Annotated in this window: 14 protein-coding genes and 1 riboswitch; all 14 genes read left to right on the top strand. The window is 63.7% G+C overall.

Going from position 1 to position 12,810, the window contains the following annotated elements:
- Positions 1-87: 87 nt before the first annotated feature.
- Positions 88-1,278: an FTR1 family iron permease gene (locus ENJ19_08705; protein ID HHM05810.1), complete on the top strand. Its 1,191-nt coding sequence runs from the start codon at positions 88-90 to the stop codon at positions 1,276-1,278.
- Between the two features lie 113 nt (positions 1,279-1,391).
- A riboswitch (cobalamin riboswitch) is annotated at positions 1,392-1,618 on the top strand.
- Between the two features lie 95 nt (positions 1,619-1,713).
- Positions 1,714-1,905 (top strand): CbtB-domain containing protein, encoded by a 192-nt coding sequence (locus ENJ19_08700; GenBank protein ID HHM05809.1) that lies wholly within the window; start codon positions 1,714-1,716, stop codon positions 1,903-1,905.
- 10 nt (positions 1,906-1,915) lie between these two features.
- The gene (locus ENJ19_08695) at positions 1,916-2,617 is read left to right on the top strand and encodes a cobalt transporter (protein HHM05808.1); all 702 of its coding nucleotides are present in this window, start codon (positions 1,916-1,918) and stop codon (positions 2,615-2,617) included.
- Between the two features lie 14 nt (positions 2,618-2,631).
- Positions 2,632-3,246: a cob(I)yrinic acid a,c-diamide adenosyltransferase gene (cobO, locus tag ENJ19_08690; protein ID HHM05807.1), complete on the top strand. Its 615-nt coding sequence runs from the start codon at positions 2,632-2,634 to the stop codon at positions 3,244-3,246.
- A 20-nt stretch (positions 3,247-3,266) separates the two neighbouring features.
- Entirely contained in the window at positions 3,267-4,535 is a 1,269-nt protein-coding gene (locus ENJ19_08685; GenBank protein HHM05806.1) for a cobyrinate a,c-diamide synthase, read from the top strand.
- Positions 4,532-5,344, top strand: a complete 813-nt coding sequence (cobM, locus tag ENJ19_08680; GenBank protein ID HHM05805.1) for a precorrin-4 C(11)-methyltransferase — start codon at positions 4,532-4,534, stop codon at positions 5,342-5,344. The genes ENJ19_08685 and cobM overlap by 4 nt, the downstream gene beginning before the upstream one ends.
- 25 nt (positions 5,345-5,369) lie before the next feature.
- A complete protein-coding gene (locus ENJ19_08675) occupies positions 5,370-6,212 on the top strand; it encodes a sirohydrochlorin chelatase (protein ID HHM05804.1) in 843 nt (280 codons plus the stop codon).
- Between the two features lie 14 nt (positions 6,213-6,226).
- On the top strand, positions 6,227-6,895 hold the full coding sequence (locus ENJ19_08670) for a precorrin-8X methylmutase (GenBank protein ID HHM05803.1): 669 nt from the start codon (positions 6,227-6,229) through the stop codon (positions 6,893-6,895).
- Positions 6,896-6,988: 93 nt separating this feature from the next.
- A complete protein-coding gene (locus tag ENJ19_08665) occupies positions 6,989-8,101 on the top strand; it encodes a cobalt-precorrin-5B (C(1))-methyltransferase (protein HHM05802.1) in 1,113 nt (370 codons plus the stop codon).
- Positions 8,091-9,377, top strand: a complete 1,287-nt coding sequence (gene cbiE, locus ENJ19_08660) for a precorrin-6y C5,15-methyltransferase (decarboxylating) subunit CbiE (protein ID HHM05801.1) — start codon at positions 8,091-8,093, stop codon at positions 9,375-9,377. Before ENJ19_08665 ends, cbiE begins: the two co-directional genes overlap by 11 nt.
- A complete protein-coding gene (gene cobI, locus ENJ19_08655; protein ID HHM05800.1) occupies positions 9,374-10,159 on the top strand; it encodes a precorrin-2 C(20)-methyltransferase in 786 nt (261 codons plus the stop codon). The genes cbiE and cobI overlap by 4 nt, the downstream gene beginning before the upstream one ends.
- Before the next feature lie 58 nt (positions 10,160-10,217).
- Positions 10,218-10,964, top strand: a complete 747-nt coding sequence (locus tag ENJ19_08650; GenBank protein ID HHM05799.1) for a cobalamin biosynthesis protein CbiG — start codon at positions 10,218-10,220, stop codon at positions 10,962-10,964.
- Positions 10,965-11,198: 234 nt separating this feature from the next.
- Positions 11,199-11,576, top strand: a complete 378-nt coding sequence (locus ENJ19_08645) for a cobalamin biosynthesis protein (protein HHM05798.1) — start codon at positions 11,199-11,201, stop codon at positions 11,574-11,576.
- Positions 11,573-12,810: precorrin-3B C(17)-methyltransferase (cobJ, locus tag ENJ19_08640; protein HHM05797.1), on the top strand; the 1,238-nt coding region annotated here is incomplete at its 3' end. The genes ENJ19_08645 and cobJ, both read left to right, overlap by 4 nt.

Raw genomic sequence — 12,810 nt, 5'->3', positions numbered from 1 at the left:
TTTTCAGGATACGAGTTGTAATGATAATTGTTGTTATTTACAATATCGCCACATAGCGCTCTCAATTGGCCCCAGGAGTTCTCACTTATGCACACCCGAATACGCCGTGACCTTGCTATTGGCCTGATCATGATACTCGGCAGTTTGACCGCCTTGCCGGTGTTCGCGCAAAGTACTTCAGTCACTGAGTGCCTGCGTGCCGCTGAAGAACGGGTCACCCTGGCCCTTGCGCTTTACGCGGAAGGCCACAGCAAGCGTGCCGAAGAGGCGGCCTTGAATGCCCATGTTCAAGATTTCGAGTGCGTTGAACCCACCTTGAGCGTGAGCATGCCGGCACTGGTCACAAAAGTAGAGGATCTGCTCACGGCGCTGCATGCCAAAATGGTTGAGGGCGTTCCCGTCAGCGCGCTGCGCCCCTTGGTGGGCACCATACAAAACGAACTTGCAGGGGTTGGCGAGATCCTCCAACGAACCCACCTTAGCGGAAACGAACTGACTGCTGCCAGTTTTCTCATTTTGTTGCGGGAAGGCATAGAGGCTGTTTTGATTCTCGCCTCGATAGCGGCGTTTCTGGGCAGAACCGGGCGCGGCCAAGACATGCGCTATGTCCACGGGGGATGGCTTGCCGCACTCGTATTGGGTGTGTTGAGTTGGTTCGCCGCGACCCGATTGATCGCGTTCGAGGGGAGTGATCAGGAGCTGGCCGAAGGCCTTGTTGCATTGATCGCGGCGGGAATCCTGCTGTATGTCGGTTTTTGGCTGCACAACAGCGGCAATGGGCAACAGTGGCGAAAATACGTGAGCAGCGGTTTGAAGCGCGCCACGAAGTCCAAAGCCGTGTGGACATTGGCTTTCGTGGCCTTTCTTGCCGTTTACCGCGAAGTGTTTGAAACGGTTCTGTTCTACCAGACATTGTGGCTGCAGGTGGATGCCCGGGACCATCAAGCGCTCTTGTTCGGTTTCGGTGCCGGGGTGTTGGCGCTGGTCACCATTGCCGCCATCATGTTCCGACTGAGCGTCAAGGTGCCGCTCAAGGCTTTTTTTACCATCAATACAGTGCTGATGGTGGTGTTGGCAGTTGTGTTTACGGGTCAGGGTGTGGTGGCCCTGCAAAAGGCGGGCGTTGTTCCCGTGACTGAAATTCCTTTTCCTCAAATTCCCTCGCTCGGCGTTTATCCCGATCTTCAGAGTGTTGCCGCCCAGTTGCTGGTGGTTCTGATGGTGCTGGCGGTGCTGATCAGAGAACGTAGCAGCAGGGTTCGATCCCAAGTGGCGTGAAGGGTGGGCAAGCTCAAGGACGGGCCGCCAAAAGTTCGCATAATGTATATTATGTTAAATCACATCCGCCAGATCATCCCACGATTGACAAGCCCCGTACCCGCTGGGTATTGTGCCCGCCATCCGCTTCAGGTGTCCCCCGGACGGTGATTCGGGGGATGAAACGGGAAGCCGGTGCGTGCGGGGCCGAGGTCCCCACCAGTCCGGCGCTGCCCCCGCAACGGTAGGCAAGCATGGGCGTTCGCATCCGCCACTGTGTCAACTGGCATGGGAAGGCGCGAACGCCGGGTTTTTTCCCCGCTTGCAAGTCCGGAGACCGGCCTGAAGCGTGGGTTGCAGCGTCGCGGCGGGCGAGAGCTGGGGCATGGGGCCATTGTGCCCGTCTGCCTGCTTGGGTTCCCCCGCGCTTTTTTCCACTCATCAGGGGGATCCATCATGCCGCTACCTTCCGCCATTCCCGCGCATACTGCCGCTGTGCCGCGCCGGGCCCGCCTGCCTGCCGCCCTGGGCGCCGCCGCCCTGGGGGCGGTCATTTTGTTCGGGGTGGGTTTTCTGCAGGGCAAGGCCGACGTGGTGCACAACGCCGCCCACGACAGCCGCCATTCGCTCTCCTTCCCCTGCCACTGAGGCGCAAGCCGTGTTCAGAGCCTTGGTTGTGACCGGCCTGGTGGCAGGCCTGGTGGCCGGTCTGGTGTTGTCGGCGGTGCAGTTTGGCTGGGTGACCCCACTGATTCTGGAGGCGGAACGCTACGAACACGCCGCTGAAATGGCGCGCTCCCCGGGCGGTGACAGTGCCGCGCAAGATCTTCCGCCGGCCGGGCTGGATACTGACCGCATCCTGTACACCCTTATCGCCAACACGCTGGGCGGCATGGGTTTTGCATTGATACTGGCGGCAGTGGTCGGGCTGCACGGGGGCCACGGCTGGGGCCGCGGGGTGCTCTGGGGCCTGGCCGGTTACGCGGTGTTTTTCGCCGCACCGGCCTTGGGTCTGCCGCCGGAAGTGCCCGGCCTCGCCGGGGCGGAGCTGGCCGACCGCCAGTTCTGGTGGTTGGCTACGGTCGTCGCCACTGCCGGGGGGTTGGTCCTGTTGCTGCTGTGCCGCGGCATTTTGCTCAAAGGCGCGGGTGTACTGCTGGTGCTGGCGCCCCATTTGTTCGGCGCACCCCCGGCACCGGTGGCAGCCGCGCTGGTGCCAGACACCCTCATCCGCGCTTACATCACTGCGGTCGCATCCGCCAATGCCGTGTTTTGGCTGGCCTTAGGCGCGGTCACCGGCGCTGTTTTGCGGCGTTTCGACCCGCCCCGCCCGGCCAACGCGGCGTCCCGAGCCGCCTGAGTCTGTCTCTGTTCATGCCTGTTCCTTTGCAGCCCGATCCGGCCGACCGCCACCGCCAGCGCATGCGGCGCAAAAAAGCCGTGGTGGATGCCCGCATCCAACGCGCCACCGAGGAGCGCGGGGTGCTGCTGGTGAATACCGGCAACGGCAAGGGCAAGTCCAGCGCCGCCTTCGGTCTGGCGGCCCGGGCGCTGGGGCACGGTTTGAAAGTGGGCATCGTGCAGTTTATCAAAGGGAAAATTGCCACCGGCGAGGAAGCCTTTTTCCGCCGCTTTCCCGAAGTAAGCTACACCGTGATGGGTGAGGGCTTCACCTGGGAAACCCAAGACAAAGCCAAAGACCAGGCTGCCGCCACGGCGGCCTGGGAACAAGCCCGCACCCTGTTGAACGATCCCGCGTTTCATTTAGTCATTCTCGACGAACTGAATATCACCCTCAAACACCGTTACATTGATGTGGCCGAGGTGCTGGAGGCCGTGACTCAGCGTCCCCGTCACCAGCACGTGGTGATCACCGGCCGCGCCGCGCCGGCCGAGTTGATCGCCGCCGCCGACACCGTTACCGACATGCGTGAAGTGAAGCACGCCTTTAAAGCCGGGGTAAAAGCGCAAAAGGGGATGGAGCTGTGAGCACACCGCGCTGCCCCGCCCTGCTGGTGGCCGCGCCCGCCTCCAACCAGGGCAAAACCACCGTCACCGCCGCCCTGGCCCGCTTGCATCGCAAGCGCGGTCGTCGGGTGCGGGTGTTCAAAGCCGGGCCGGATTTTCTTGACGCCATGATTTTGGAAGAGGCTTCCGGCCAGCCGGTCTACCAACTCGACCTGTGGATGGGTGGGGAAGACCATTGCCGCGCCCTGCTCCACGCCGCCGCCCGCGAGGCCGACCTGATTTTGGTGGAGGGCGTGATGGGCCTGTTCGACGGCCAGCCGTCCAGCGCTGATCTCGCCGCCCTGTTCGGCCTGCCGGTGCTGGCGGTCATTGATGCCACCGCCATGGCCCAAACCTTTGGCGCCATCGCTTATGGCCTCGCCCGTTATCGCAAAGACATTCAGCACTTCGGCGTCATCGCCAACCGGGTGGCCAGTGCCCGCCACGGCGAGATGCTGGCGGAAAGCCTGCCGCCCGGCCAGCGCCTGCTCGCCGCCCTGCCCCGGCGCGAAGCCGGGGCCCTGCCCCGCCGCCATTTGGGTCTGGTACAGGCGCAAGAAATTGAACAGCTCTCCATCCGGCTGGACCACTGGGCTGAACAACTCGCCGCTGCCGGGGGCGACGCTCTGCCCGGGCCCGTGGCGTTTCCCCCGGCATCCGAACCTGGCGTGCCACCCAGCTTGCAGGGCATGACCCTCGCCGTGGCGCGGGACCGGGCCTTCTCCTTTATTTACCGCGCCAACCTGGATGTGCTCACCGCCCTGGGCGCCGAACTGCGCTATTTCTCGCCCCTGGCCGGTGAGGGCCTGCCGGACTGCGACGCTGTTTACCTGCCCGGTGGTTATCCTGAGTTGCATCTTCCGACGCTGGCGGACAATATCCCTCTGAAACAAGATCTGGCCCAACATTGCACGGCCGGCAAGGTTCTGCTGGCGGAGTGCGGTGGCATGCTCTATCTGCTGGAATCGCTCACCGGTCTGGACGGCCAGCGCGCCCCCATGGCCGCCCTGCTCCCTGGCCACGCTGTAATGCAGGACAAACTAGCCAATCTTGGCCTGCACCGCGTCACTTTGCCGGGAGGCACGCTCAAAGGCCACACCTTTCATCATTCGCACATGGAAACGCCCCTGACCCCCATCGTCTTCACCGAGCCCGCCCGCAACCGCGGCCGGCCGGAGCCGGTGTACCGGCTGGGGCGGCTGCACGCCTCCTATCTGCACCACTATTTCCCCGCCAACCCGGAGGCAGCCTCCCGGCTGTTCGCGGCATGAGCGGAGGCAAGGTGTGGTTTGTGGGCGCGGGGCCCGGAGATCCCGATCTCATCACCGTCAAAGGGCGGGATCTCATCGCCCGGGCCGGCGCGATTTTGTACGCCGGTTCCCTGGTGTCGGATGCCGCAATGCGCTGGGCGCCCCGCGGCTGCGATATCGCCGACTCCAAGGGCATGACCCTGGAAAAGATCAATGGCTGGCTGGTGGAACGTGCCCGCCGTCATCAAACGGTGGTGCGCCTGCAAACCGGCGATCCCGGCCTCTACGGCGCGCTCATCGAAATGGTGCAAGCCCTGGACGAGGCCGGAATTCCCTGCGCCGTGGTGCCCGGCGTCTCCTCCGCCATGGCCGCCGCTGCCACGGCCGTGGAAAGCCTCACCCTGCCGGAAGTCACCCAAACCGTGATCTTCACCCGAGTAGAAGGCCGCACTCCCATGCCCGACGGAGAACGACTGCGGGAACTGGCCGCTCATGGCTCAACCCTGTGTTTGTTCCTGTCCATTACCCTGTTAAGTAAAGTGCGCGAAGAATTGCTGGCCGCCGGCTGGGCCGGCAACGCACCCGTGCTGGTGGTGCACAAAGCCAGCTGGCCGGGGGAGGAGCGCATCATCCGCGGCACCCTGGCCGACATTCGCGCGCGCTGCAAGACGGAGAAGATAAACAGTCAGGCCATGGTCATCGTCAGTCCTGCACTGGGCGCACGGAAGTGGAAAGAACTCAAAAAATCAAAGCTCTACGATGCGAACTTTACCCACCGCTTTCGCCGAGCTGACACAACGCGGGAACATAAGGGTCCCCTCTCCCTTTGAGGGGAGAGGGTTGGGGTGAAACAGCATGACCACCACCGTACTGCTCATCGGCCACGGCTCCCGCAATCCCGCAGGCAACCGCGAGGTGGAAGACTTCGCCAAGCGGTGGCGCGAGCGCCAGCCCGAGCGGCGCATCGACGTCTGCTACATCGAATTTGCCGAGGTATTGTTGGATGACGGCCTGGACCAAGCGGCCCGCGGCAGTGAGCGGGTGATCATTGTGCCCCTCATATTGAACGCCGCCGGTCACGTGAAAATGGAAGTCCCCGCCCACATCGCCGAAGCACGTCGGCGCCATCCCGGAACCGAGTTCATTTACACGCCTCACTTGGGCGCCTGCGACGACATCCTGAGAGCAGTCAAACGCAAGCTGCACAAGATCCTGGTCACGCTGGACATGCCCGACCCCAAAACCACCGGTGTCATCCTGCTGGGCCGGGGTGCCTCCGACCGTGCCGCCAACGGCGAAGTGGCCAAGATGGCGCGCTGGTTGTTCGAAGACACGGACCACGAGCTGGTGGACATCGCCTTCACCGGCATTACCCATCCGCGCCTGGAAAGCACTGTTAAGCGCCAGGTGCGTCTGGGCATGAGCCAGATTGCCGTACAGCCCTATTATCTATTCACCGGCACCCTGATCGAGCGCATCCGGCGCCAGGTGGAACGCCTGCGGCAGCAATACCCTACCGTGAGCTTCGGCCTGGGGGAGTATTTCGGATTCGAGCCCGAGTTATTCAAACTGGTGGAGCAACGGGTGAACGCCGCTTTGGGCGAGCCCGGCCACGGCCCGGCACGCCTGGAATGCGACGGCTGCAAATACCGCTTGGTGGCCGAAGAACACGGCCACGGTCATCATCACCATCATTGAGCGGATTTTCAACCATGGCAGAGCGCAACAACATCGTCACCGAACAACTTACCCAGGCCGGCCGTAAAATCGAGCACGACTCCTTCGCCATCGTGGACAGCGAAGCCGGCGAACACGGCTATACCGCGGAACAATGGCAGGTGGTGCGGCGCATGATCCATGCCACGGCGGATTTCGAGTTCAACGGCCTCACCGAATTCCACCCCGCCGCCGTGGACGCCGGCGTGAATGCCCTCTTCAACGGCGCCCCCGTCGTGGCGGATGTGGAAATGATTTGCGTGGGTTTGTCGGCGCCGCGCCTGGCCCACTTTGGCGTGGACACGCACCAGTTCATCGCCGACGAAGATGTAATCACCAAAGCCAAGGCCAGGAACTGTACCCGCGCCGTGCAGGCCATGCGCAAAGCCGGCGAAGCAGGCCTGCTGAGCGGGGCCATCATCGCCATCGGCAACGCCCCCACCGCCTTGCTGGAAGTGGTACAGATGGTGCGCAACGAAGGTGTTCAACCGGCATTGGTGGTGGGCATGCCGGTGGGCTTCGTCTCGGCGGCGGAATCCAAGGACGCCTTGGCGGGTTTGGACAAAACGCCGTGGATCATTACCCGCGGACGCAAGGGGGGGTCGACCTTGGTGGTGGCAGCATTGCATGCCTTGCTGGCGCTGGCCGAGCAACGCTCGCCATGATACGTCCTTTTCCGGGTGGGTTTCTGATGTTACCGAAGGCGCTGAACCTTGGTGCCCTCTTTTGCGCCTTCGTGGTGAATTGAACGTATCCCCATGCGCCATGAAAAAAAAGGCAGCCGCAAAGGCTACACTACCGGCGCCTGTTCCGCCGCCGCCGCCCGCGCCGCGACGCTGGGGCTGCTGCACGGCCAGGTTCCCGGGCAAGTGGACTGCCTGCTCCCCAACGGCCAGCAGGTGAGCTTCGCGGTGACGGACGGCCGCCTGGAGGGCAGGCAGGCCCACGCCGTGGTCGTCAAAGACGCCGGCGACGATCCGGATGTGACTCACAAAGCCCGTCTTACCGCCGACGTGCGGCGGCTGCCTGATCAGCCCGGGGTGGTGCTGATCAACGGTGGGCCCGGTGTGGGCACGGTGACCATGCCGGGTCTGGGCCTGGAGGTGGGCAGCCCTGCCATCAACCCGGTGCCGCGGCGCAATATCGAGGACAACGTCCGCGCCGCTGCAGGCGAATGGCTGGCGGGGCAGGGTCTGGAAGTGACCATTTCCGTGCCCGACGGCGAGGCCATGGCCAGGCGCACGCTGAATGCCCGGCTGGGCATCATCGGCGGCATTTCCATTTTGGGCACCACGGGCATTGTCCATCCCTATTCCACCGCGGCCTTTCGCGCCAGCGTGATTCAGGGCATTGAAGTGGCGGCCAATCAGGGCCAGGACACGGTGGTGCTTACCACCGGCGGCCGCACGGAAAAATTCGTGCAAGGGGAACTGCCCCGTCTGGCCCCTGCCTGTTTCGTGCAAATGGGGGATTTTCTGCGCTACGCCCTGGATACGGCGGCGAAGACCGGCATCCGCCACGTGGTCATCGGCGGCATGGTGGGCAAGCTCACCAAAATGGCCCAGGGGGAGACCATCACCCACGCCAACCGCAACGCCGTGGATACCGGTCTGGTGGCGGACATCGCCGCCGCTGCGGGCGCCCCGGCCGGGGTGTGCGCGGAGATCCGCAATGCGGAAACCGCCCGCTACGGCGCCGAGCGCATGGCGGAACTGGGGCTGGCGGACGCTTTTCACCGGGAGCTGGGCCGGCGGGTGATTCAGACCCTGGCGGCGCGCTATCCCGGCCGGTTCAGCATCAAAGTGCTGATCTGTGATTTTGAAGGCCACAAACTGGCGGAAGTGGCGGAGGACAATATCAATGGCTGCTGAGCCCTGCGCCATCATCGGCGTGCTGGACAACGGCGCGGCCAGCTTAACCCCATCCACCCTGGCCCGCTTGGGTCAGGCCCAAGTGGTCATCGGCGCCCGGCGTACGCTGACCTTGTGCGACGCTGTTTTGTCGCCCGACACCGAGCGCCGCTGTCTGGACGGCGAACTGGGCCGGGTGCCGGCTTGGGTGGAAAAGGCGCGCCGGGACGGGCTGAACGTCGCCGTGCTGGCCACGGGCGACCCCCTCTGCCACGGCATCGCCGGTTTTTTGATCCGCAAACTGGGGCGGGACGCCTGTGAGGTGTTGCCCAATCTCTCCGCCCTGCAAGGGGCCTGCGCCCGGCTGGGTCTGCCCTGGCAAACCCTGCACGTGTGCTCGGTGCACAGCCAGGACGCCGGTGAATGGACCGTGGGCGCCACCCCGGAGCACGGCCTTTATCACTTCGCCCAGGCCGCCCGGCACCACGATTTGCTGGGCGTCTACACGGGACCTGCCAACAGCCCGGACCGCCTCGCCCGGTTGCTGCTGGCGGAAGGTTTGGGCGAGGCCTTTCAAATGAGCGTGGCGGAAAAACTGTGGCAACCGGAGGAAGCCATTATCGGCCCGCTGGCCATCATTGAGGCGGCGGCGCGCCGTTTCGCCGTGCCCAATGTGATGATACTGCGGCGGGTACAAAGCCGTCCCGGCACGCCTTTGTTCGGCCTGGCTGACCATGAATTCAAACAAAGAACCCCTGATAAGGGGCTGATTACCAAGCGTGAAGTGCGTGCGGTGTCGCTGGCGCGGTTGCAACTTGAGCCCGCCAGCGTACTGTGGGACATCGGTGCCGGCTCCGGCGCGGTGGGCCTGGAGGCGGCCCGTCTGTGCTCCGGGGGCCACGTCTACGCCATCGAAAAAAACGCCGCCGACGTGGCCATCGCCGAACACAACCGCAGTCGCCTCGGTGTCAGTAACTACACGCTGGTGCACGGCAAAGCCCCCGCCCGGATGGACCGCTGGCCCGCGCCCGACGCTGTCTTCATCGGCGGTTCCGGCGGCGGGCTGGCGGAGTTGATCCAGCTTTGCCTGTGCCGTCTCAAACCGCACGGCTGGCTGGTGATGAATCTCGTCACTGTCGAAAACCTCGCCACTGCGGTGGCCACCCTCCAGGCCGTGGGTGCCGACTGGGACGTGACCCAGCTCCATGCCTCCCGCAGCCAGCCCATTTTGCGCATGCACCGCTTGCAGGCAGAAAACCCGGTATGGATCGTCAGCGCCCGGCGGGAAGCCTCATGAGCGGAACCTTGGGAAAACTGATCGGTGTGTCTCTGGGGCCGGGCGACCCGGCGCTTATCACCCGCCAGGCCTGGGGGGTGTTGCAGCGCCCGTGCCACTGGGCCTATCCCGTGCGCAGCGCCACCAGCGGCAGTTACGCCCTGGGGATAGCCGAGCGCGCCGGCTTGCAGCCCTCCGCGGGCACCTCCGCGCTGATCTTCCCCATGACCCACGATCTGGAAAAACTCAGCCGCTATTGGCTCAAAGCCGCCCACACCCTGCTGCCTCTGCTGGAAGCCGGGCAGGATGTGGCCTTTCTGGTGGAAGGCGACGCCTCCACCTATTCCACCTTCGGCCACCTGGCCCGCACCGTGGTGGCGCTGGATCCGCGCATCGAGATCGAAATCCTGCCCGGCGTTCCCTCTTTCCACGCAGCCGCGGCCCATCTGGGCCTGCCCCTGGCAGAAGTGGACGACGCCGTCGCTATTCTTCCCGCTGCCTACGGCATCGGTACCCTGGAACGGCTGCTGGACGACTTCGATACCCTGGTGCTGCTCAAAGTGAAACCCCTGCTGGACGACATCATCGCTCTGCTCAAGCGCCGCGGCCTTCTGTCCCACGCCCGCTTTGTCGAACGCGCGGGCTCGGTGGAGGAACGCATCGTCACCGACCTGACTGAGCTTAAAGGTCATAAAGTCAATTATTTATCTTTGATATTGGTGAAAAACCCTGAGCGCCCGCGGGGCGAACTGGTCCGCGGCTGCCGCAGGAAATCCACCGCAAATGAACCGGTAAGCTCGTGAATCTGAAGAAATCATTTGCCTGTCTTGTCCCTCCCTTTGAAAAATGGGAGTGGCCGCGATGAGCAGGCCACACACCCCCCCCCGTGTCGCCCTGGTGGCCATCACCAAGCACGGCGCCAGACAAGCTGCCGCCGTCGCGCCCCGTCTGCCGGACGCGCAGGTGATTACCCCGGAAAAGTTCGCCGCCGAGTTTGAGAGTGCGCCCAACGCGGTGCGCCCCTACAGCGGCGCTTTGCGTGAACAAATTGGCAAACTGTTTACCGATGTCGACCAGATTGTGTTTTTCGTCTCCCTGGGCGCGGTGGTGCGGCTGATCGCCCCCCACTTGAAATCCAAGGACGAGGATCCCGGCGTGCTGGTGGTGGACGATGCTGCCCGGTTCGTCATCCCGGTGCTCTCCGGTCACGTGGGAGGTGCCAATGCTTATGCCGAGCGGCTGGCCGCCCTGTTGGGGGCCACGCCGGTGCTCACCACCGCTTCCGATGTGGGTGAAACCATCCCCGTGGACATCCTCGGGCGTGAGCTGGGCTGGGCCCTGGAGGCACCGAAAATCAACATTACCCGCGTTTCCGCCCACGTGGTCAACGAAGAGCCCATTGCCTTCGTGCAAGAGGCCGGGAGCAAAAACTGGTGGACCCGCCGCACCCCGGTGCCAGCCAATATTCACCTGTTCGAACGCTTTGAGGACGTGGACTTGACGCGCTACCGGGCGGTGTTGTGGGTGACGAACCGGGAAATCGGTAAAAAGGTTTGGGATCAATTGGAGGAACGCCTGGTGGTCTACCGGCCGCCGAAAGGGAACTGAGCGGCTGGCTCTTCGCATCCCTTCCCCCTCCGGGAGAAAGACAGGACAAGGGGCCCTTATGCAATCGAAAACTTACCTTCTTTCGATCCCCTCACCGCAGTCATCTCCCTGGGGGAGAGGGGGAAAGCAATAGCCTGGGGGAGATTATTAAATTAATTTCCAATTAGAAAATCCCCCTTAAATCACCAGGGAAAGACAAAAGCGAGATCAGCTGTGAATCAAGTTGTGTTGGGCATGGGCTGCGACCGGGGGACTTCCCTGGCGACGTTGGAGACGGCCGTTGCGGAAGCGCTGGCGCTGGCGGGCTGCGAGTTCGCACAGGTGCAGGCCCTGGCGACCATCGACAAAAAAAGCGACGAAACAGGTCTGCTGGAATTGGCCCGCATCCACGGCTGGCCGCTCAAATTCTACCCGGCCGAACAACTGGCCCAAGTACCCGTGCCCAACCCCTCGGAAATGGTGCGCAAATACGTGGGCACCCCGGCTGTGGCCGAGGCGGCGGCCCTGTTGGCGGCAGGCACCGGCATGGCGGATTTGATCGTGGAAAAACACAAACACCTGGGCAGTGATGGCAACAATGCCACGGTATCCATCGCGAGGGTGACAGCATGACGGGGAAGATTTTGCTGGTGGGTTTCGGCCCCGGCAGCGAGGCCCACATGACCGTGCGGGCGCGGGCGGCCATCGCCGAGGCCGATGTGATCATCGGCTATTCCACTTACATCAAGCTGGTCAAAGACCTGCTCGATGGAAAAGAAGTGATCCGTAAAGGCATGACCGAGGAAATCGACCGCTGTGTGGAAGCCTACGAGCAGGCCCGGCAGGGCAAGATCGTGGCATTGATTTCCTCCGGCGACGTGGGGGTGTACGGCATGGCCGGCCCCACCTTTGAGGTGCTGTTCCAGTCGGGTTGGGCACCGGGCAGCGGCGTGGAGGTGGAGGTAGTGCCGGGCAGCACGGCCTTGTCCGCCTGCGCCGCCCTGGTGGGCGCGCCCCTGACCCACGATTTTTGCTCCATCTCCCTGTCCGACCTGCTCACCCCCTGGCCGGTGATCGCCCGCCGCCTGGACGCTGCCGGCCGCGCCGATTTCGTGGTGGCCCTGTACAACCCGAAGAGTGGCCGCCGCACCCGGCAGATCGTGCAAGCCCAGCGGATTCTGCTGCGCCACCGCCGACCCCACACGCCGGTGGCCGTGGTGAAGTCCGCTTACCGCAAGCGCCAGAACATCCAAATGACCACTTTAGAAAACATGGCCGATTGCGACATCGGCATGCTCACCACCGTGCTCATCGGCAACAACAGCACCTACGTGCGGGACGGTGTCATGATCACGCCGCGCGGCTACGCCAATAAATACACCAACCTCACCGGCAAGGCCCTGGACGGCGAACAGGCCGGGCGCTCGCTGAACATGGGTCTGGAAGGATGGAAAAGCTGCGTGCGCAAATACTTGGACGAACATCCTGACGCCACTCTCAGGAATGCTGCGGCCTATTTCGACGCCCCCCTGGGCGAGATTCTGGACGCCATCGCCGCCACGCCGGAGGCGGGCAGCTACCACGCCGCCGCGATTGCTGAGGATCGGCTGCTGGATGCGGTGCTGGCCAGTGAGCACTGGGGCAAGCTGCGGGCGGTGGTCCGCTCCCGCACCGGTGCCGTGGCGGAGTTGCTGTTCGAGTCCCCCCATTTTGAACACAAGGGTGCCTGGCTCAACTTGGTGACCGGGCAGTTTCACCTGCATATTCAATGGGCGTCGGTGCGGCGGGGCTGGTTTGTGCAAGGCGGAGGTGGGCGTGCCGCCGGGGTGTATTTCGTGGACAAGGGGGGCGAGCCGGTGTTTTATCT

It is taken from the genome of Gammaproteobacteria bacterium, from assembly GCA_011375345.1.
Classification (GTDB): Bacteria; Pseudomonadota; Gammaproteobacteria; order DRLM01; family DRLM01; genus DRLM01.
Note: the sequence above shows the minus strand (reverse complement) of the source record. Positions and strands in the feature narration are given on the sequence as shown.